This is a genomic window from Streptomyces sp. NPDC056987 (assembly GCF_042673865.1).
Classification (GTDB): domain Bacteria; phylum Actinomycetota; class Actinomycetes; order Streptomycetales; family Streptomycetaceae; genus Streptomyces.
Map to the genome: position 1 here is coordinate 14534 of NZ_JBHURV010000038.1, position 20149 is coordinate 34682.

A 20149-nucleotide genomic window follows, 5' to 3' on the forward strand; every position below is an offset into this window, starting at 1 on the left:
GAGTGATCCGGCGGCGCGCGAGCACTCCGTACGGCGAACCAGGTCCAGATGTACGGTCCGCCGCGTCGGACATTTTTGCGGTTTCGCGCGCATTCGTGGAACGTGGCGTGTCGGCCCGTGGTGCGTGGCATGCTCGACAAGCGTTCTTACCGGTGACAACACCGTGTGTTCCCAGGGCGATTCGGGGAGGTCGGATGGATCCGTGCCGGAATTCCGCGGACACGACGGCGACGTCATCGTACGCCCGTACGAGAGCCAAGGAGCCCCGCACGGACCAGGACCGCATGGACCAGGACCGTACGGGATCGGATCGTTCGGCTTCGGACCGTACGGCTTCGGACCGTTCGGGATCGGATCGTTCGGGACAGGAGCGCAGGGCCCTTCGCCGCGAGCGGCTGCTGGCGACCGCCACCGACCTGTTCACCACCCGCGGCTATCCGGCCACCTCCATCGAGCGGATCTGTGCCACCGCCCACGTCTCGATCCGCGCGTTCTACGAGGAGTTCGAGGGTCGTGAGGCGCTGCTCATCGCGCTCCACAACGACGTCGCGCGGGCCGGCATGGAGGCCGCGCTGACGGTCCTCAGCGACCCCGGGATGGAGTCGGCCGGGGCCCGGAGCCGCATCACGGCGCTGACCCGCTCCTATCTGGACGCCGTCACCGCGGAGCCCGCCGCCACCCGGATCGCGTTCGTCGAGGTGATCGGCGCCGGCCGCGCGGTCGAGGAGCACCGGCTGCTGTGGCGGAGCCTGTGGTCCGACTTCCTCAGCGGAGAGGCGGAGCGCGCCGTCGAACGGGGCGAGTCCGCGCCCCGTGACTACTCCCTCGCCATCGTGGCGCTCATCGGGGCCATCAACGAACTGGTGGCCCACTGGGCCCGCGACGCCACCGCGTTCTCCCGGGAGCTGCTGGCCGACGAACTCGTCCACCACGCCCTCGCCACGCTCGGGATCCCCGCAGAGGACGTCCCCGTCACCGACATAGCCGCCGACGGCACATCCCTCGGCGGCACGCCCCCTGATGCCACCCCCGCCGACGCCACCCCCACGGACGAAGGGAAATGACGCGATGACCGGACTCTGGCACCAAGTGCTCCACACCATGTCCCAGCCCGGGGCGTCCCCGGACGACGATCTCCTGGCCCAGGCCGCCGCGGACATCGCCCTGCGCGATCACCCGCGCCCGCCGGCCGACGCCGAAGTGGTCCTGGAGATCGCCCGTACGGAGTTCGCCGCCGTCCTCAGCACCGGCCAGGCCCAGGCGGCCCTCGACCGGGCCCGCAGACTCTCCTCCCAGGACCGGGCCGCCACCTGACCGGGGACGGGGCCCGGCCGGTCGCGCGGGCCGCGCGCGGCGCACGGCCCGCTCCCGGGCGGATAGCCTGAGGGCACGATGAACCGTTTGACGACACCCTGGGGCGAGTTCGGCCTCACCCGATTCCCCGAGCATCCCCGCGAGACGCTGCGCGCGTGGGACGCCGCCGACGAGTACCTGCTGAGCCACCTCGGGGAAGCGGGAGCGGCCGGGCTCTCCGGCACCGTCGTGATCGTCGGAGACCGGTGGGGCGCGCTGACCACCGCGCTCGCCGGACACGAGGACCGTGCCGCGGGCGATCTCGTGCAGATCAGCGACTCGTACCTCACCCAGCAGGCCACCCGCGCCAACCTGCGCCGCGCCGGTCTCGGCCCGGACGCCGGGCGGCTGCTGTCCACCCTGGACACGCCACCGGAGCGGATCGACGTCCTGCTGGTACGCGTTCCCAAGAGCCTGGCCATGCTGGAGGACCAGCTCCACCGGCTGGCGCCCGCCGTGCACCCCGGAACCGTCGTCATCGGCACGGGCCGGGTGACGGAGATCCACACGTCCACCCTGAAGCTGTTCGACCAGATCCTCGGCCCCACGAAGACCTCCCTCGCCGTCAAGAAGGCGCGGCTCATCTTCTGCACGCCCGCGGCGGGACGGGCCAGGACCACCAGCCCCTGGCCGCACAGCTACGCGCTGCCCGAAGGACTCGGCTCCGTGTCGGGCCGTACGGTCGTCAACCACGCCGGGATCTTCTGCGCGGAACGGCTCGACATCGGCACCCGGTTCCTGCTGCGGCACCTCCCGCGGAGCCACGGGCCCGAGCGGGTCATCGACCTGGGCTGCGGCAACGGCGTCATCGGCACCGCCGTGGCGCTGGGCAACCCGGACGCCACCGTGACCTTCGTCGACGAGTCGTACGCGGCCGTCGCCTCGGCCGAGGCGACCTTCCGCAAGAACGCCGACGCCGCGACGGATGCGGAGTTCGTCCTCGGCGACAGCCTGACCGGCGTACCGGCGGAGTCGGCCGACCTCGTCCTGACCAATCCGCCGTTCCACACGCACCAGTCGACCACCGACGCGACGGCGTGGCGGATGTTCACCGGGGCGCGCGCGGTGCTGCGGACCGGGGGAGAGCTGTGGGTCATCGGCAACCGCCACCTCGGCTACCACACCAAGCTGCGTCGGCTCTTCGGCAACTGCGAGACGGTGACGAGCGATCCGAAGTTCGTGATCCTGCGGGCCGTCAAGCGCTGAGACGGCCGTTCAACTGTGTTCGGGGTACCGGCGTATCGACGCGTCCGCGTATGGATGCGTCCGTGATCGGTGTACCCACGCATCTGCGAGGGAACATCATCTGAAGAATTGTAAATGCGAGACGCTCCGGCCTATCTTGTCGCACATGCAGTCGTACACCATCGGCCAGGCGGCCCGGCTCCTCGGCGTGAGTCCCGACACGGCCCGCCGCTGGGCCGACGCGGGCCGGGTCGCCACCCATCGCGACGAGGGCGGACGCCGCCTCATCGACGGCCGTGCGCTGGCCGCGTTCTCCGTCGAGGTCGCCCGGAGCGGACCGGACGGGGAGGACGTCGCGTACACCTCGGCCCGCAACGCGTTCCCCGGCATCGTCACAGCCGTCACCCTCGGCGATGTCGCGGCCCAGGTGGAGATCCAGGCGGGGCCGCACCGGCTGGTCTCGCTGCTCACCCGGGAAGCGGTCGAGGAGCTGGGGCTGGAGGTCGGCGTGGAGGCCACCGCCCGCGTGAAGGCCACCAGCGTGCACATCGACCGCGTCTGACACCCTCCCGGCCGCGTCCCTCTCCGCCGTCGTCCCACCGCCAAGGAGCCTCCTCATGTCCCTCGCCCTCACCCGCCGCCGTGCCGCCACCGCGCTCGTGACGGCCGCCCTTCTCCTGCCGCTGGCGGCCTGCGGAGGAAAGGACGACGCGAAGGACACCGGCACCGGTGCCAAGGACGGCGCCTCGCCGGGCGGCGCCCCCAAGGCCCAGCTCACCGTGCTCGCCGCCGCCTCGCTCACCGATGTCTTCAAGACGGCGGGCGCCGCGTACGAGAAGGCCAACCCGGGCACCCGGCTCACGTTCTCCTTCGCCGGTTCGCAGGAACTGGCCGCGCAGGTCAACCAGGGCGCACCGGCCGACGCGCTGGTCACCGCCGACACCAAGACCATGGACGGGCTGAAGAGCGACACCGGCACCCCGACGGTCATCGCCAAGAACCGCCTGGTCATCGCCGTCGGCGAGGGCAACCCGGACAAGATCGAGAACCTGAAGGGTCTCGCCGACCCGAAGCTGAAGGTCGTGCTGGCCGCCCCCGAGGTGCCCGTGGGCCGCTACAGCAAGCAGGTGCTGGACGCGCAGAAGGTCACCGTGAAGCCGGTCTCGCAGGAGCCGAACGTCCGCGCCGTGCTGAGCAAGGTCGAGCTGGGCGAGGCCGACGTCGGCATCGTCTACAAGACCGACGCCGCCACCGCGACGGACAAGGTCGACGCCGTCGAGATCCCCGACGCGCAGAACGCGATCGCCCAGTACCCGGCCGCCACGCTCAAGACGTCCGAGAACGCCGACGCCGCCGCCGCGTTCGTCAGCTGGCTCAGCGGCCCGGAGGCGCAGAAGATCCTCCAGGCGGCCGGTTTCCAGCAGCCGTAACCGGGGCCCCGATGAGCCACTCCCGCGTCCGGGGGCTCCGCGCCCCCGTCGCCCTGGCACTGCCCGCGCTGCTCGCCGTCGCCTTCCTGCTGCTGCCCCTGATCGGCATTCTCGCCCGGACCACCTGGGGCGAGCTGGGCACCCATCTCACCAGCCCCGGCGTGGTCGAGGCGCTGAAGCTGTCCCTGCTCGTCTCCTTCTGGTCGCTCGCGCTCTCGCTGCTGCTCGGCGTGCCGCTGGCCTGGCTGCTGGCCCGGGTGGACTTCCCGGGCAAGACCCTCGTCCGCACCCTCGTCCTGCTGCCGATGGTGCTGCCCCCGACCGTCGGCGGTGTGGCGCTGCTGCTCGGCTTCGGCCGGCGCGGGCTGCTCGGGCCCTGGCTGGAGGGCACCTTCGGCATCACCCTGCCGTTCCACACCTCGGGCGCCGTGGTCGCCGCGACCTTCGTCGCCATGCCGTTTCTCATCATCAGTCTCGAAGGCACCCTCGCCGGGCTGCGGCCCGCGTACGAGGAGACGGCCGCGTCGCTGGGTGCCTCGCCCGTTCGGGTCTTCCTCACCGTCACCCTGCCGATGGTCGCGCCCGGGCTCGCCGCGGGCGCCGCGCTGACCTGGGCGCGCGCGCTCGGCGAGTTCGGCGCCACGATCACCTTCGCCGGGAACCTGCCCGGCACCACCCAGACCCTGCCGCTCCAGGTCTATCTGCTGCTCCAGGACTCGCCGGAGGCCGCCACCTCCGTCTCCCTGCTGCTGCTCGCCATCGCCATGGCCGTGCTGATCGCCCTGCGGGGCCGCTGGACGGGCCAGGCGCCGGACCGCTCGCGGGGGCGCGGACCACTGCCGGACGGCGACGGTACGGGAGAGTCCCCGGCGACCCCGGCGGCCTCCGCGACCCCGGCGGCCTCCGCGGCCCCGGCGACCTCCGCGGCCCCGGTGACCCCGGCCACCGCCGGCGCGTCGGCCGCCCCGGCCGACGACAAGGCCGCCGCGCCCGGAGAGCCCCCGGAGCGGTGGCGGCTGCACGCCGAGGTGAGCGGCTTCAACCAGCTCACACTGGACGCCGAACCCGGCACCACCATCGCCGTCGTCGGACCCAACGGCGCCGGCAAGACCACCCTGCTGCGCGCGCTCCTCGGCCTCACCCCCCGCGCCCACGCGGAGCTGCGCCTCGGCGAACTGGACGTCACCGCCCTGCCGCCGCACCGCCGGGGCGTCGCCTGGGTGCCCCAGGACGGCGCGCTCTTCCCGCACCTCAGCGCCCTCGCCAACACCGCGTACGGGCTGCGCGCCCACGGCATACCCCGCGCGGAGGCCCGCCGTACCGCACAGCACTGGCTCGACCGCCTCGGCGTCGGGCACCTCGCCGGCCGCAAGCCCCACCAGGTCTCCGGCGGCCAGGCGCAGCGCGTCGCGCTCGCCCGCGCGCTGGCCGCCCGGCCCCGGCTGCTGCTCCTGGACGAACCGCTGGCCGCGCTCGACCAGACCACCCGGGCCCAGGTACGGCACACGCTGCGCGGCCATCTCGACGGCTTCGGCGGGGTCTGTCTGATCGTCACGCACGATCCGGTCGAGGCGGTCTCCCTCGCCGACCGGGTCCTCGTACTCGACGAGGGGCGGGTCCTCCAGGACGCCCCGCCCACCGAGGTGACCCGGCACCCCCGGTCGCCCTGGGTGGCCCGGATGCTCGGCCGCAACGCCTGGCCCGGCGCCTTCGGCCCGGACGGCCTCACCCTCGACGCGGGGGGCCGGCTGGTGGTCGCCGAGCCGTCGCCGGCCGGCTCGCGGGCCCTGGCGATCATCGCCCCGGAGGCCGTCTCCGTCCACCGGCAGCGGCCCGGCGGCAGCCCGCGCAACGTCTGGCCCGGCACGGTCCGGGAGATCACCGCGCTCGGCAGCAGGCTGCGCGTCCTGGTCTCCTCGGAGGAGGCGCCCGACCTGATCGCCGAGATCACCCCCGAGGCGGCGGCCGAACTCGGCCTGGCCGACGGCGCCTCCGTCTGGACCGGCGTCAAGGCCACGGAAGTCACCCTCGTACCGCTGTGACCCGGCGCCCGTCGCGCCGTTCCTCCGGCGGCCGGGGCCTGACAGGGTGAGGACGGGCCGTACGAGCAGGGGAGCGAGCGGTGTTGCTGCGTCAACTGGAGTATCTGGTCGCCCTCGCCAGGGAACGCCACTTCGCGCGCGCCGCGGCGGCCTGCTACGTCTCCCAGCCCTCGCTCTCCGCCGCCATCCGCAAGCTCGAACACGAGCTGGACGTGCCCATCGTCCGCCGGGGCCGCCGCTTCGAAGGGCTCACCCCCGAGGGCGAACGGGTGCTGCTCTGGGCGCACCGCATCCTCGCCGAGCGCGACGCCCTGCGCCATGAACTCTCCGCGATGCGCGGCGGCCTCGCCGGCACCCTGCGCCTGGGCGCCATCCCCACCGCGCTCACCGCCGCCTCCCTGCTCACCACCCCCTTCGTCGAACGCCATCCGCGCGCCCGGGTCTCGCTCGACTCGCTCTCCTCGCGTGACATCGCCCGGAAACTGGCCGCGTTCGAACTCGACATCGCCCTCACCTATCTGGACGACGACAGCCTCGGGCCGGTCCGCAGGACCCCGCTGTACGAGGAGCGCTATCTGCTGCTCACCCCGCACGACGGCCCCCTGTCCGGCCACCCGCTCGTCCGCTGGGCGAGCATCGCGGAACAGCCGCTGTGCCTGCTCTCCCCGCAGATGCGCAACCGCCGCATCATGGACGAGTACTTCGCCGCCGACGGGGTGCCCGCCGTGGCCCCCGCCATCGAGACCGACTCCGTCGCCGGGCTGTACGCGCACCTCACGGCCGGCCGCTGGTCCAGTGTCATCTCGCACGCCTGGCTGCACATGTTCGGCGTCCCCGAGGGGATGCGGGTGATCCCGCTGGAGCACCCGGCGCACGGCCCCCGGGTCGGCCTCGTCATCGCCGACCGCACCCCCGAACCCGTCCTGGCCAGGGCCCTGTTGGACACCGCCAGGGAGGCGGGCGTACGGGAAGCGCTCGACCGGCTGCTGGACACCTATCTGCACCCCGCCGCCCGGCCGGCCCGGTCACCGGGGGACACCCCGCCCGGATAGGCCGTGCCGGGACAGCCGTGCCGGGATAGTTCACGGCTATCCCGGCATAGGAAAGTTCGCTTTGACGCTGCTCCCGGGGGCCCGGGATGGTGAAGACACCTTCCCGCTGCAACGGATGAGGAGCCGCAGTCATGGCAAAGGTGCTGTGTGTGCTGTACGACGACCCGGTGGACGGCCCGCCGAAGTCCTACGCGCGGGACGGCCTTCCCCGCATCGACCACTACCCCGGCGGCCAGACCACCCCCACCCCCCGGTCCATCGACTTCACCCCGGGCGAACTGCTCGGCAGCGTCTCCGGCGAACTGGGGCTGCGCGGCTATCTGGAGTCCCAGGGCCACACCCTGGTCGTCACCTCGGACAAGGACCGGGACGGGTCCGTCTTCGACCGGGAACTGGTCGACGCCGACGTGGTCATCTCGCAGCCCTTCTGGCCCGCCTATCTGACGGCCGAACGCATCGCGAGGGCCGAGAAGCTGAAACTCGCCGTCACCGCGGGCATCGGCTCCGACCACGTCGACCTCGACGCCGCCATCGCCAAGGGCATCACCGTCGCCGAGGTCACGTACTGCAACAGCATCAGCGTCGCCGAGCACGTGGTGATGATGACGCTCTCCCTCGTACGGAACTACCTCCCCTCCCACCAGTGGGTCCTGGACGGCGGCTGGAACATCGCCGACTGCGTCGCCCGCTCGTACGACCTGGAGGGCATGCAGGTCGGCACCGTCGCCGCGGGCCGCATCGGACTCGCCGTCCTGCGCCGCCTCGCCCCCTTCGACGTGGGGCTCCACTACACCGACCGGCACCGGCTGCCCGGGTCCGTCGAGCGGGAGCTGGGCCTCACCTGGCACGCGAGCGCGGCCGACATGGTCCCGCACTGCGACGTCGTCACCATCAACGCGCCCCTCCACCCCGAGACCGAGGGGCTGTTCGGCGACGAGATGATCGCCACCATGAAGCGCGGCGCCTATCTCATCAACACCGCCCGCGCGAAGATCGCCGACCGGGACGCCGTCGACCGCGCGCTGCGCAGCGGACAGCTCGCCGGGTACGCCGGGGACGTGTGGTACCCGCAGCCCGCCCCCGCCGACCACCCCTGGCGGACCATGCCGCACCACGGCATGACCCCGCACATCTCCGGCTCCTCGCTCTCCGCGCAGGCCCGTTACGCCGCGGGCACCCGGGAGATCCTGGAGTCCTGGTTCGCGGGCACACCGCTGCGCGACGAGTACCTGATCGTCGACCAGGGCGCGCTGGCCGGAGCAGGGGCACACTCCTACTCCGTCACCGGAACCTGAGGCCGGGGACGCCTGATGACCAATTGAACTGACGTTTCTTCAGCAACGCCCAGCACGAAGTGCTTTGACCTGAAATCAGCCGTCCCGGCCGCGCCCCCGGCCGGGACGGCTGTGCTCCTCCCGAACGCGCGCGCGGCACACTGGTGCGGTGCCCACACTTCCTCACCAGGTACCCCACGGCTCCGCGGCGGGCCACATGATCGTCTGCGGCGACGACACACTGGCCCACCGGCTGGCGGGCGAGCTGCGCCATGTCTACGGCGAACAGGTCACCCTGGTCGTGCCGCCCGTACGGGCCTCCCGCCTGCCGCCCGCCCCGGTCGTCGGTCTCGGCAGGGCCTCGGCCTTCTTCGGCCGGATGTCGGCGGCCATGGCCCGTACGGCGGCGACCCTGCCGGACCCGGCGGACGACGACCCCGGCGGGGCTTCGAGCGGGCCGCGGGTCCTGGAGACCCCCGAACTCGACGAGGACGCCCTGGAGGAGGCCGGGGTGGCGGAGGCGGCGGCCCTCGCCCTCGTCCATGACGACGACGAGATCAACATCCGGGCCGCACTCGCCGCCCGCCGTCTCAACCCCCAACTGCGCCTGGTCATCCGGCTCTACAACCGCAAGCTCGGCCAGCACCTCGAAGAACTCCTCGACCAGGCCGCCGCCGTCGCCGTCCCCGGCCTCGACCAGGCGGCGCTCGACGCGACCACCACGGTCCTCTCCGACGCCGACACGGCCGCGCCCGCGCTGGCGGCCACCGCGGTCGCGGGCACCAGCAAGGTCATCCGCGCCGACGGCCTGCTGCTGCGTGCCGTGGAGCGCAACCCGCCGGGCCCCGGCCAGGTCGCCGACCCCGGACTCTGCACCCTCGCCCTCCTCTCGGCCACCACCAATGATCCGGCGGGTACGGAGGGCTCGGAGAACAGCGGCCAGGAAGCGCCCCAGCTGCTGCCCGACGACGCGAGCGCCGCCGCCGCCACCGGGCGCGGCACGGTCGTCCTGGAGGCGGTGTCCCACGCCGGACCCGATCTGCCGTCGCGCCGGCTCGGCCGCCGGGGCGCCCCGCTCTCCTCGCTCTTCTCCCGCCGGCTGCGCTGGTCGTTCGCCGGGATCATCGCCGCCGTCCTGGCGCTGGCCGTCGCCTCCTGGATCGCCACCGGTGTCCGGCCGCTGGGCGCCCTCTACCTCACGCTGCTCGATCTCTTCGCCATCGGTGACCCCGCGGTCGGCGAGCCGGTGAACCGGCAGGTCATGCAGCTCCTCGCCATGGTCACCGGGATTCTGCTGCTGCCCGTGGTCCTCGCCGCGGTCCTGGAGGCGCTCGGCACGTTCCGTACGGCGTCGTCGCTGCGCCGCCCGCCCCGCGGCATCTCCGGCCATGTCGTCCTGCTCGGCCTCGGCAAGGTCGGCACCCGCGTCCTCGTCGGCCTGCGTGAGCTGGGCATCCCCGTCGTCTGTGTGGAGGAGGACCCCGAGGCGCGCGGTATCGCGCTCGCCCGCAGCCTGCGGATCCCGACCGTCCTGGGCGACGTGACCCAGGAAGGGGTGCTGGAAGCCGCCAAGATCGAGCGCGCGCACGCCCTGCTCGCCCTCACCAGCGTCGACACCACCAACCTGGAGGCCACGCTCTACGCCCGCTCCGTCGCCCCCGACCTGCGGGTGGCCCTGCGGCTGTACGACGACGACTTCGCGACGGCCGTCTACCGCACCCTGCGCGCGGCCCACCCCCGGGCGCTCACCCGCAGCCGCAGCGTCTCCACCCTGGCCGCCCCGGCCTTCGCCATCGCGATGATGGGACGCCAGATCCTCGGGGCGATCCCGGTCGAGCGCCGGGTGCTGCTGGTGGCCGCCATCGATGTCGCGGGCCACCCGCGGCTGGAGGGGCGCACGGTCGCGGAGGTGTTCCGGCCCGGTGCCTGGCGGGTCATCGCGCTCGACACCGCGGACCCCGGGGACCGGGTGCCGGACCTGGCGGACGCCCGGCCCGGGCCCGAGGGGCGGCGGCCGCCGGGGCTCGTCTGGGATCTGCACCCCGGTTACGTGCTGCACCCCAGGGACCGGGTGGTCCTCGCCGCCACCCGGCGCGGCCTCGCCGAACTGCTCGGGCGCCGGCACACGGCACGGGCCCGGCCCGCGCCGGACCCCGGGCAGCCGGGCTGACCGGGGAGACCGGGGACGACCGGAGGGCGGCCGGGGCGGCGACCGGGGATGCGATCGGGCCCGGAGAGCACGACAATGGCCCCACCGGACGAACGAGGAGGCGGCATGAAGGAAGAGTCCGCTGCGCAGCCCGAGATCCCGTTCGAGATCGAGAGCGCGACCCCGGACCGGCTGCTGCACACCGGTGCCGGTGACGAGGTGACGGCCGAGGATCTCGTGCTCGCCTCCGGCCGCGATCTCACCCCGGAGAGCCTCGCCTGGGCCCGGCGCAAGCTGGCCGAGCGGGGACGGGCGGCCATCGAGGAGCAGCTTCCGTAACGACGGGCCCCGGCCGCTGCGGTACGTACGTGGGTGAGCCCTGAGCCCTGAGCCCTGAGCAGTGGGTAGTGGGCCCTGGGCTCCGAGTGGTGTGCCGTGCCGCAGCCGTACCGGGCGGTACCCACCCCGCCACGCGCCCATCACCCCGGAGCGCCCCACCGCGACGACGCGGCGGGGCGCTCCGTCGCGTGCGGCCCTTGGCGCCGCACCGTCATACCATCGCGTAGCCCCCGCGGCACACCACCCCTGTCGCACAGCCCGCGGCACACCGGCCGTCGCCCCGGCGATCGTGTCCGTAGGCCCGATGTCCTCCCGCTCGTCACCGAACTCCCTTACGCTCCCTCTCTGTTGACATGCCCAAGACATGCATGCCGAGAGGAACCAGGGATATGGCCAAGCTCCTCCGTACGACCCTGGCGGCCGGTGCCGCCGCCGTGCTCGCCCTCGTCGCCACACCGGCCGACGCCGCGGGCACCGACCAGCTGCCCTACCCCTCCGGCACCGGGGTCGGTGTCCACAACGCCTACGAGAAGGCCACGTTCCCGTACTTCGCGGACGCGCTGGACTCCGGCGCCGGAATGCTCGAACTCGACGTGTGGACCAACGTGTACGGCGCCTCCTGGCGTGTGTCGCACTCCAACCCGATCGGCAACGACAACAACTGCGTCAACGCGGCCAACACCGGCGAACTGCGGACCAAGGCCCGCAACCGCGACCTGCCGGGCTGCCTGGCGGACATCAAGGTCTGGCACGACGCCAACCCGGGCCACCGCCCCGTCGTGCTCAAGCTGGAGATGAAGGACGGATTCCAGGGCCAGGGCGGCCGGGGCCCCGCCGCCCTCGACGCGCTGCTGACGAGCAAGCTCGGCGACGCGCTTTACCGTCCCGCCGATCTGGCGGGCGGCCACGCCGATCTCGACCAGGCGGCCCAGGCCGGTGCGTGGGCGACGCGCGCGCAGCTCGCGGGGAAGTTCGTCGTCGAACTCATCCCGGGCACCGTGGAGGAGCAGAACCCGCTGGACACCCTGTGGACCGACCGGGAGTACGCCATTCACCTGCGCGACCTCAAGGCGGCCGGCCGGCTGGGCGAGGCCGCGGCCTTCCCGGCCGTCCACAAGGCCGCGGCGGGAGATCCCCGTACCCGGTACACGGACGTGACGCTCCGGCCCTGGTTCGTCTTCTTCGACGGCGACGCGGCCGCGTACGCGGCGGGCACCATCGACACCTCCTGGTACAGCCGGCGCAACTACTTCCTGCTGATGACGGACGCGCACAACGTGGCGCCCGCCATCGACGGCACCAACCCGACCGAGCAGCAGGCCCGCGACCGGCTGGCGCTGCTGGCGCAGCGCGACGCGAGCCTGATCTCGGCGGACTGGCGCGGGCTGCCGACCGTACTCGCGTCGGTGGTCCCGCGCGGCACGGCGGGCCGGTAGGCACACCGTCGGGGCGGTCGGCCGCGCGAACCGCGCCGCCCCGGCCGGGCCGGTTCGCGAGGCCGCCCGGCCGCTCAGCCCGACCGGTTGCTCAGCCCGCGGCTCAGAGCGGCGCCCGACCGGCCGCTCAGCCCGGCCGGCGCGGGGCCCGGCCGTGGGCCGCCAGCACCGCCCCGATCGTGTCCGCCTCCTCCGCCGTCTTGTCCTCCCGGTAGCGCACCACCCGCGCGAAGCGCAGCGTCACCCCGGCCGGATACCGGGACGACCGCTGCAGCCCGTCGTAGGCGATCTCCACGACCAGTTCCGGACGTACGGTCACGGTGAACCCGTCGTCCCGCAGCGCCAGTTCCCGCAGCCGGTCCGTCTGCCACTCCAGCATCGCGTCCGTCAGCCCCTTGAACGTCTTGCCCAGCATCACGAACGAGCCGTCGTCCCGCCGCGCGCCGAGATGGAGATTGGAGAGCCGCCCGGTCCGTCTGCCGTGGCCCCACTCGACGGCCAGCACCACGAGGTCCAGGGTGTGCACCGGCTTCACCTTCAGCCAGCCGGCGCCCCTGCGGCCCGCGCTGTACGGGGTGTCGAGCGCCTTCACCACCACGCCCTCGTGCCCCCGGTCCAGGGTCTCCCGGAGGAACTCCTCCCCGGCGCCGGCGTCGAGGGGCGCCCCGCCGCCGCCCGGGACGACCAGCCGCCGTACCCGCATCGGCTCCGGCACCAGCCGTGCCAGCACCTCGTACCGGTCCGCGCACGGCAGATCGAGCAGATCCTCGCCGTCGGCGGCGAGGACGTCGAAGAACACCGGCGACAGCGGCACCGCGGCAGCGGCCGACGTGACGTCCGTACGCGACCCGACCCGGCCCGCGACCTCCTGGAACGGCCTCGGCCTGCCCCGCTCGTCCAGCGCGATCACCTCCCCGTCCAGTACGAACCGGTCGCCGTCCAGCCCCAGCGCCGCCGTGCTCACCTCCGGCAGCCGGCCGGTGATCTCGTCGAGCGTGCGCGTGAAGATCCGTACCGTGGACCCGCTCCGGTGCACCTGCACCCGGATCCCGTCGAGCTTCTCCTCCACCACGCACTCCCCGAGCCGGTCGACCGCCTCCGCCACGCTCGTCGCGCTCTGGGCGAGCATCGGCAGGACGGGGTGGCCCACCGTCAGCAGGAACTCCTCCAGTACGTGCGGACCCTCGGCCAGCAGTCGCTCGGCCACCGGCTGCAGCGAGCCCGCCAGCATCACCGCCCGCCGTACGGCCGCCGGGGAGGCGCCCGCCGTCTGCGCGAGCGCCTCGACGGCGACCGCGTCCAGCGCGCCCTGACGCACCTCGCCGGAGATCAGCCCCACGAGGAACCGCTGTTCCTCCTCGGTGGCCGCCCCCAGCAGCTCCCGTACCAGCCGCCGTCGCTCTCCCTGGGCCCCGGCCCCGGCGACAGCCGCGAGCTCGGTGAACACGGCGTCGGTCCCGTGCACGGTCAGCGTGGCCCGGCCCGCGGGCGGCGGCGGATCCTTCAGCGCGTTCCAGCCGACCCCGATCCGCCCCTGGGGCAGCCGGCCCGCCAGATACGGGATGACGACGGGCACGTCCCCCGGCCCCGCCGTCCGGAAGACGCCGGCCAGCAGCGAGATCTTCCGGGTCCGCGCCGAGCTCTCGGCGACCTCCCGGGAGACACGGGCGAGCGGTGCCAGCAGCATGCTGCCATCGTGCAACGCCGGACGCGGCTCCGCCCGTCAGGGAGCGGTCCGCCGTTCCTGACGGGCGGAGCACATGCGGCGGGCACACCCCGGCGCGGCGATAACCTGGGCGCACCGTCGGCGGATCACCGCGGCGGCACCACGGGGCAGGGGAGACGACGGCCATGACCGGGACCGGGACCAGGGCGGCGGCGCGGCTCGGGCCCGACACGTACCCCGACCCGTACACACTCCAGGCCAGGGCCGCCATACTGGACGGGCCGGGGAGGGCGCAGCGAGAGTGACGGGGGGCCACAGCACGCGATGGCGGACAGCATGCTGATCCAGGGCCGTTACCGGCTGCTCGATCTCATCGGACGCGGCGGGATGGGCGAGGTCTGGCGGGCACGCGACGAGTCGCTCGGCCGGCAGGTCGCGGTCAAATGCCTCAAACCGCTCGGCCCGCAGCGTGACGACTCCTTCACCCGCATCATGCGCGAGCGGTTCCGCCGCGAGGCCCGGGTCGCCGCCGCGCTCCAGCACCGGGGCGTCACCGTCGTCCACGACTTCGGTGAGTACGACGGCGTCCTCTACCTCGTCATGGAACTGCTGGAGGGCCGCAACCTCAGCCAGCTCCTGACGGACCACGGCGACCCGCTGCCGGTGCCCGATGTCGTCGACATCGCCGAGCAGGTCGCCGACGCGCTCGCCTACACCCATGAACAGGGCATCGTCCACCGCGATCTGAAGCCCGCCAACATCATGCGGCTCACCAGCGGCGCCGTGAAGATCTGCGACTTCGGCATCGCGCGCCTCGGCCGTGACATCGGCTTCACCTCGCGCCTCACCGGCACGGGCATCGCCATGGGGACCCCGCACTACATGTCGCCCGAGCAGATCGCCGGCGGTCAGGTCGACCACCGCAGCGATCTCTACTCGCTCGGGTGCGTGCTGTACGAGATCGCCACCGGCGCCCCGCCGTTCGACCTGGAGGACGCCTGGTCGGTGCTGGTCGGCCACCGCGACACCGTCCCCGAGGCGCCCAGCGGCCACCGCTCGGAACTGCCCGCGTTCTTCGACGGGATCGTCCTCGACCTGCTGGCCAAGACCCCCGAGGAGCGCCCCGCCGACGCGGGTGACCTCCGCCGCCGGATCAGCGCCGCCCGGGCCGGCGCGGGACTCGGCCCGGGACCGGGCGGTTACGGCTACCCCGCGCTCGGCGGCCCCGGCGCGGGCACGGCCGCCCACCCCGTGGGCGGGCACGGGACGGCGCGCCCCGACGGGGCGCCCCTGCCGTCGTGGACCCGCGCCATGACCACGGGACACAAGGCGATCGGCCTCGCCGACCTGCGGCCCACCCCGCCCGACCACACCGCCGGGCTGACCGGCGAGTGGACGACCGCGACCGGCCCGCGCGCCGGGGACCGCCGGCCCGGGCCGTCCGCCACCGGGCGGCCCACCCCGCCGCCCGAACAGCTCGCCGTCCTGACCAGCAGACACAACGCCGGTCTCAGCCTCGGCAGGCTGGGCCGCTGGGAGGAGGCGGGGGAGGTGCACCGCACGGTCGCCGCCGAACGCGAGCACGCGCTCGGCCCGGACCACCCGGACACCCTCGGCAGCCGTTACGAGCTCGGCTTCACCCTCAGCAGGACCGGCCGCACGGCGGACGCGCTCCGCGAGTTCACCCGCGTCGCGGAGGGCCGCGAGCGGGCCCTCGGCCCCGACCACCCGGAGACGCTCGCCGCGCGCCAGGAGACGGCGTACGTACTCGGCCAGCTCGGCCGGTACTTCGAGGCCCACGAGGTGTTCACGGCGGTCCTCGCCGCCCGCGAGCGCACCATCGGCCCCGACCACGCCGACACCCTGCGCTGCCGCCACAACCTCGCCTACAACCTCGGCCGGCTGGGCCGGCTGGAGGACGCCCACCGGCTCGCGGGCGAGGTGGCCTCGGCGCGCGCCCGGGTGCTCGGCCCCGGCCACCCCGACACATTGATCAGCCGGTACGAGGTGGCGTACGCGCTCGGCCAGCTCGGCCGCTGGCCGGAGGCGCTCGCCGCCTACCGCGAGGTCGCCGCCGCGCGCGCCGAATCCCTCGGCGCCGACCACCCCGACACCCTCGCCGCCCGCTACGAGGTCGGCATCAGCCTCGGGCGGCTCGGCGAGAGCACGGAGGCGCTGGAGCTCTACCGCGCGCTGGTGGCGGACCGTACCCGGATCCAGGGCCCCCACCACCCGGAGACCCTGCGCGCCCGGCACGGCCTCGGCGTCAACCTCGGCCGGCTCTCCCGCTGGGAGGAGGCGCTCGCGGAGTCCCGCGACGTCTGCGCGGCCCGCGAACGCGTCCTCGGCGCCGACCACCCCGACACCCTGGTCAGCCGCCGCGAGATCGCCGTCGGCCTGGGCTGGCTCGGCCGCTGGTCCGACGCCCTGTCCGTCTACCGCCAGGTCGCGGACACCCGCGACCGGGTCCTCGGCGCCACCCACCCCGACGCGCTCGCCAGCCGCAACGACGAGGCCCACTGCCTGGAACAGCTCGGCAGGGGAGCGGAGGCGGTCCAGCTCTACCGGCAGGTGGCGGCCCTGCGCCAGCAGCACGGCGCCCGCGGCTACTGAGCCGCCCCGGACAGCGGAGTGTCCCCGCGCCCCTCCGGGCCCCGCCGCCCCTCTGGCCCCGAGATCATCCACGTGTTACCAAGGGCCATGCCCGCACACACCTCGTACGACGCCGTCATCGTGGGCGGCGGTCACAACGGCCTGGTCGCCGCCGCCTACCTCGCCCGCGCGGGACGCTCCGTCCTGGTCCTCGAACGGCTCGGCGCCACCGGCGGCGCCGCCGTCTCCAGCCGTCCCTTCCCCGGGGTGGACGCCCGGCTCTCCCGCTACTCGTACCTCGTCTCGCTCCTGCCCGACACGATCGTGCGGGAGCTGGGGCTGCGCTTCGCCGTGCGCAAGCGCACCGTCTCCTCGTACACCCCCCTCGGCGACGGGGGACTCCTGGTCGGCGAGGGACGAACGCGGGACTCCTTCGCCGCGCTGACCGGCTCCGACACGGAGTACGCGGCGTGGCGCGCCTTCTACGCGACGACGGCCCGTGTCGCCGAACGCGTCTTCCCCACCCTCACCGAACCGCTGCCCACCCGCGCGGCGCTGCGCGAGCGGATCGACGACGAGGCCGCCTGGCGGATGCTGTTCGAGGAACCGATCGGCTCCGCGATCGAGGAGCGGTTCGACCACGACCTGGTCCGCGGTGTCGTGCTCACCGACGCGCTCATCGGCACCTTCGCCGACGCCCACGACCCCTCACTCGTACAGAACCGCTGCTTCCTCTACCACGTGATCGGCGGCGGGACCGGTGACTGGGACGTCCCCGTCGGCGGCATGGGCGCGCTCACCGACGCGCTGGCCGGGGCGGCACGGTCGGCGGGCGCGGAGATCGCCACCGGGCACGAGGTGACCGCCGTGGCGACCGACGGGACACGCGTCGAGGTCACCTTCCGCACCGGCGACACCGAGGGCGTGGTGGCGGGCCGTCACGTCCTGGTGAACGCCTCGCCGCGGGACCTGGCCGCGCTCCTCGGCGAGGAACCGCCGCCCGCCGCCGAAGGCGCCCAGCTCAAGGTCAACATGGTGCTGCGCCGGCTGCCGGAACTGCGCGACCGGTCCGTCGACCCCCGGGAGGCGTTCGCCGGTACGTTCCACATCGCCGAGGGGTACGGCCAGCTCGCCACGGCGTACGCACAGGCGGCGGCGGGCGCGCTGCCGAGCGCCCCGCCCTCCGAGATCTACTGCCACACCCTCACCGACCCGTCGATCCTCGGCCCGGAACCCGCCGCGCGGGGCTACCAGACCCTGACCCTGTTCGGACTCCACACGCCCGCACGGCTGTTCGCGCGGGACAACGAGGCGGCGCGCGCGGAGCTGCTCGCGGCGACCCTCGCCCAGCTCGACGAGCGGCTGGCGGAGCCGATCGCGGACTGTCTCGCCCTGGACGAGGACGGCCGCCCCTGCATCGAGGCGAAGACACCGCTCGACCTCGAACGCGAACTGCGGCTGCCCGGCGGCCACATCTTCCACCGCGACCTCGCCTTCCCGTACGAGGACGGCTCGGCCGGCCGCTGGGGTGTGGCGACGGCGCACCCGAACGTCCTGCTGTGCGGCGCGGGCGCGGTACGCGGCGGCGGGGTCAGCGGGGTGGCGGGACACAACGCGGCGATGGCGGTGCTGGGTCGGTAGCCGTTAGCCGTTAGCCGTTAGCCCGCGGCCCCGCCGGGCGGGGCCGCGGGGCGCGGGCCGCGTAGGCCGGATCAGTCCGCCGAGGGCGCCCAGCCCGCCGCCGTGATCCGTGCCGCGTCCCGGCCCCGCGCCTCGTCGAAGAGGGTGCGGCGCCCGTCCTCGACCCGCAGACCGGTCACGTACACCCCCCGGCCCACGTACAGGCGGTCCGTCGTGTACCGCCAGCGCAGCACGGTCTCGCGGCCGTGCCACGCCGTGAGTGCCGCCGTCAGCCGGTGCCAGACGCGGCCCGACCAGCCCGTCACCGAGCCCGCCGGGTGCTCCCGAGGCTCCTGTCCCGCCGTCACGGTGGTGAAGGGCACCGGCCGCCAGCTCCGCCCGCCGTCCCCCGACGCCTCCAGGAACAGGGCGTCCGGCCCCGGTTCGGTGTCCCACCACACGGAGCAGCGCAGCCGCGCCCCTTCGGTGGCCGGGGTGAGCGGGGGCAGGGCGAGGGTGGCGGTCGTCGAGTTGGCCATGCCGCCGAACCAGGCGGGGCGCCGCCGGGGCGGCGCCACCGCCACGGCGCGTGCCATCCGGTCGGCGGTGGCCACCCGCGGCGCGCTGCCCGAGCGCCAGTTCCGTACCGGATGGACGGAGTTGCCCAGCACGATCAGGAACGAGTCGGTCGTCGGGTCGAGGACGAGACTGGTGCCGGTGAAACCGGTGTGGCCCGCCGTGCCGGGGGTGGCCATCGCGCCCATGTACCAGTGCTGGTAGAGCTCGAAACCCAGCCCGTGGGCGTCGCCGGGGAAGTCCGTGTTGAAGTCGGTGAACATCAGCTCCACCGACGCGGGCCGCAGGATCCTCGCCCGGCCGTACGCGCCGCCGTTGAGGAGCGTACGGGCGAGGACCGCCAGGTCCCAGGCGTCGGAGAAGACCCCGGCGTGCCCGGCGACCCCGGCCAGGCTGTACGCGTTCTCGTCGTGCACCTCGCCCCACACCAGCCCCCGGTCAAGCCCCGACCACGGCGGCCGGGCATCCTCGGTGGCGGCGATGGCGGGCCGCCAGGACGCGGGCGGGTTGAAGCGGGTGCGGCGCATGCCGAGCGGGTCGGTGATCCCGGTGCGCAGCAGTACGTCCAGGGGGTGACCGGTGATCCGCTCCAGGACGAGCTGGAGCGTGATCAGGTTGAGGTCCGAGTACCGGTAGACCGTCCCGGGCGGGTCCGCCGGGATCTCGTCCCACAGGAGCTGGAGCTTGCCCTCCCGGGTCGGCGCCGTGTACAGCGGAATCCACGCGCGGAACCCGGAGGTGTGCGTCAGCAGCTGGCGCACCGTGATGTCGCCCTTGCCGGCGGCCCGCGCGGCGTCCGGACCCGCGAACTCCGGGAGATATGTGACGACCCGCTCCGTCAGCTCCAGCGCGCCGCGCTCGATCTGCTGGACGGCGAGGAGCGAGGTGAAGAGCTTGGAGACCGAGGCGAGATCGAAGACCGTGTCCTCGGTCATCGCGATCCGCCGCTCGGCGGGCAGCTCCACCCCGGTGCCGGTCGTCTCGTCGTACGCCGCGTAGCGCACGGCGTGGCCGATCGCCCGGTGCAGCGCCACCGTCGCACCGCGCCCCGCGAGCAGCACGGCGCCCGCGTACCAGGGGTGGACGGGGGAGGGCCCGAGGAACGTCTCGGCGGCGCCGACCAGCCCGTCCAGCTCCCGCCGGATCAGCCCGGCCCGCTCGGCGGAACCGCGGCGCAGCGTGGGCGCGGCCCGCCCGGAGCCGTCCGGGGCGGCGGCCGGAGCGGCGGCCGTCCCCGCCTCGGCCGTCCGCGCGGCGGAGCCCTCGGCGAACGGGATCGGCGCCACCGCGAACGCCCCGCCGAGAGCCAGCACCCCACCGCCGAGCCTGCGCCGGCTGATGCCCTCACCGGCGGTTGCGTCCTCCGTCATGGAAAGCCCTCCCCCTGAAGCCTGAAAGTATTTTCCGAGACCTCGATCAAGTGCTGAAACTTTCT

General features: G+C 73.9%; 15 protein-coding genes. 13 read left to right on the forward strand and 2 right to left on the reverse strand.

Annotation, left to right across the window (positions count from 1 at the left end):
* The first annotated feature begins 284 nt into the window (after nt 1-284).
* From ACFTZC_RS32935 to ACFTZC_RS32985, 11 genes are all read left to right on the forward strand, one after another.
* Complete coding sequence (locus ACFTZC_RS32935; RefSeq protein ID WP_382895975.1) at nt 285-1064, forward strand: TetR/AcrR family transcriptional regulator; 780 nt, start codon at nt 285-287, stop codon at nt 1062-1064.
* 4 nt (nt 1065-1068) lie between these two features.
* Nucleotides 1069-1314 (forward strand): hypothetical protein, encoded by a 246-nt coding sequence (locus ACFTZC_RS32940; RefSeq protein WP_382895977.1) that lies wholly within the window; start codon nt 1069-1071, stop codon nt 1312-1314.
* Between the two features lie 78 nt (nt 1315-1392).
* Entirely contained in the window at nt 1393-2559 is a 1167-nt protein-coding gene (locus ACFTZC_RS32945) for a methyltransferase (protein WP_382895979.1), read from the forward strand.
* Between the two features lie 145 nt (nt 2560-2704).
* Nucleotides 2705-3100 (forward strand): molybdopterin-binding protein, encoded by a 396-nt coding sequence (locus tag ACFTZC_RS32950; RefSeq protein WP_382895981.1) that lies wholly within the window; start codon nt 2705-2707, stop codon nt 3098-3100.
* Nucleotides 3101-3155: 55 nt separating this feature from the next.
* The gene (gene modA, locus ACFTZC_RS32955; RefSeq protein ID WP_382895982.1) at nt 3156-3968 is read left to right on the forward strand and encodes a molybdate ABC transporter substrate-binding protein; all 813 of its coding nucleotides are present in this window, start codon (nt 3156-3158) and stop codon (nt 3966-3968) included.
* Between the two features lie 11 nt (nt 3969-3979).
* Nucleotides 3980-6010 carry an ABC transporter permease gene (locus tag ACFTZC_RS32960; RefSeq protein ID WP_382895984.1) on the forward strand — a complete coding sequence of 677 codons (2031 nt, stop codon included), beginning with the start codon at nt 3980-3982 and terminating at the stop codon, nt 6008-6010.
* 80 nt (nt 6011-6090) lie between these two features.
* Nucleotides 6091-7062 carry a LysR family transcriptional regulator gene (locus ACFTZC_RS32965; protein WP_382895986.1) on the forward strand — a complete coding sequence of 324 codons (972 nt, stop codon included), beginning with the start codon at nt 6091-6093 and terminating at the stop codon, nt 7060-7062.
* Nucleotides 7063-7193: 131 nt separating this feature from the next.
* The gene (locus ACFTZC_RS32970; RefSeq protein WP_382895988.1) at nt 7194-8357 is read left to right on the forward strand and encodes an NAD-dependent formate dehydrogenase; all 1164 of its coding nucleotides are present in this window, start codon (nt 7194-7196) and stop codon (nt 8355-8357) included.
* Between the two features lie 196 nt (nt 8358-8553).
* On the forward strand, nt 8554-10506 hold the full coding sequence (locus ACFTZC_RS32975; protein ID WP_382896082.1) for an NAD-binding protein: 1953 nt from the start codon (nt 8554-8556) through the stop codon (nt 10504-10506).
* A gap of 105 nt (nt 10507-10611) precedes the next feature.
* Nucleotides 10612-10824, forward strand: coding sequence for a hypothetical protein (locus tag ACFTZC_RS32980; RefSeq protein ID WP_365818849.1), 213 nt, complete (start codon nt 10612-10614; stop codon nt 10822-10824).
* A gap of 389 nt (nt 10825-11213) precedes the next feature.
* A complete protein-coding gene (locus tag ACFTZC_RS32985) occupies nt 11214-12260 on the forward strand; it encodes a phosphatidylinositol-specific phospholipase C domain-containing protein (RefSeq protein WP_382895991.1) in 1047 nt (348 codons plus the stop codon).
* A 127-nt stretch (nt 12261-12387) separates the two neighbouring features.
* Here ACFTZC_RS32985 and ACFTZC_RS32990 read toward each other — a convergent pair whose 3' ends face one another.
* Complete coding sequence (locus ACFTZC_RS32990; protein WP_382895993.1) at nt 12388-13947, reverse strand: ATP-dependent DNA ligase; 1560 nt, start codon at nt 13945-13947, stop codon at nt 12388-12390.
* A 303-nt stretch (nt 13948-14250) separates the two neighbouring features.
* Here ACFTZC_RS32990 and ACFTZC_RS32995 point away from each other — a divergent pair, with 303 nt between their 5' ends.
* Together ACFTZC_RS32995 and ACFTZC_RS33000 are read left to right on the forward strand one after the other, a co-directional pair.
* Nucleotides 14251-16539 carry a tetratricopeptide repeat protein gene (locus ACFTZC_RS32995; protein ID WP_382895994.1) on the forward strand — a complete coding sequence of 763 codons (2289 nt, stop codon included), beginning with the start codon at nt 14251-14253 and terminating at the stop codon, nt 16537-16539.
* An 87-nt stretch (nt 16540-16626) separates the two neighbouring features.
* The gene (locus ACFTZC_RS33000; protein ID WP_382895996.1) at nt 16627-18159 is read left to right on the forward strand and encodes a phytoene desaturase family protein; all 1533 of its coding nucleotides are present in this window, start codon (nt 16627-16629) and stop codon (nt 18157-18159) included.
* A gap of 71 nt (nt 18160-18230) precedes the next feature.
* Here ACFTZC_RS33000 and ACFTZC_RS33005 read toward each other — a convergent pair whose 3' ends face one another.
* A complete protein-coding gene (locus ACFTZC_RS33005) occupies nt 18231-20084 on the reverse strand; it encodes a serine hydrolase (RefSeq protein WP_382895998.1) in 1854 nt (617 codons plus the stop codon).
* Nucleotides 20085-20149: the final 65 nt, after the last annotated feature.

Excerpts from the sequence above, each read along its gene's own strand:
- modA (WP_382895982.1), top strand. The coding sequence starts at position 3,156 with ATGTCCCTCGCCCTCACCCGCCGCCGTGCCGCCACCGCGCTCGTGACG.
- ACFTZC_RS32985 (WP_382895991.1), top strand. The coding sequence starts at position 11,214 with ATGGCCAAGCTCCTCCGTACGACCCTGGCGGCCGGTGCCGCCGCCGTG.
- ACFTZC_RS32995 (WP_382895994.1), top strand. The coding sequence starts at position 14,251 with ATGGCGGACAGCATGCTGATCCAGGGCCGTTACCGGCTGCTCGATCTC.
- ACFTZC_RS32935 (WP_382895975.1), top strand. The coding sequence starts at position 285 with ATGGACCAGGACCGTACGGGATCGGATCGTTCGGCTTCGGACCGTACG.
- ACFTZC_RS32960 (WP_382895984.1), top strand. The coding sequence starts at position 3,980 with ATGAGCCACTCCCGCGTCCGGGGGCTCCGCGCCCCCGTCGCCCTGGCA.
- ACFTZC_RS32945 (WP_382895979.1), top strand. The coding sequence starts at position 1,393 with ATGAACCGTTTGACGACACCCTGGGGCGAGTTCGGCCTCACCCGATTC.
- ACFTZC_RS33005 (WP_382895998.1), bottom strand. The coding sequence starts at position 20,084 with ATGACGGAGGACGCAACCGCCGGTGAGGGCATCAGCCGGCGCAGGCTC.
- ACFTZC_RS32940 (WP_382895977.1), top strand. The coding sequence starts at position 1,069 with ATGACCGGACTCTGGCACCAAGTGCTCCACACCATGTCCCAGCCCGGG.
- ACFTZC_RS32950 (WP_382895981.1), top strand. The coding sequence starts at position 2,705 with ATGCAGTCGTACACCATCGGCCAGGCGGCCCGGCTCCTCGGCGTGAGT.
- ACFTZC_RS33000 (WP_382895996.1), top strand. The coding sequence starts at position 16,627 with ATGCCCGCACACACCTCGTACGACGCCGTCATCGTGGGCGGCGGTCAC.
- ACFTZC_RS32990 (WP_382895993.1), bottom strand. The coding sequence starts at position 13,947 with ATGCTGCTGGCACCGCTCGCCCGTGTCTCCCGGGAGGTCGCCGAGAGC.
- ACFTZC_RS32975 (WP_382896082.1), top strand. The coding sequence starts at position 8,554 with ATGATCGTCTGCGGCGACGACACACTGGCCCACCGGCTGGCGGGCGAG.
- ACFTZC_RS32970 (WP_382895988.1), top strand. The coding sequence starts at position 7,194 with ATGGCAAAGGTGCTGTGTGTGCTGTACGACGACCCGGTGGACGGCCCG.
- ACFTZC_RS32980 (WP_365818849.1), top strand. The coding sequence starts at position 10,612 with ATGAAGGAAGAGTCCGCTGCGCAGCCCGAGATCCCGTTCGAGATCGAG.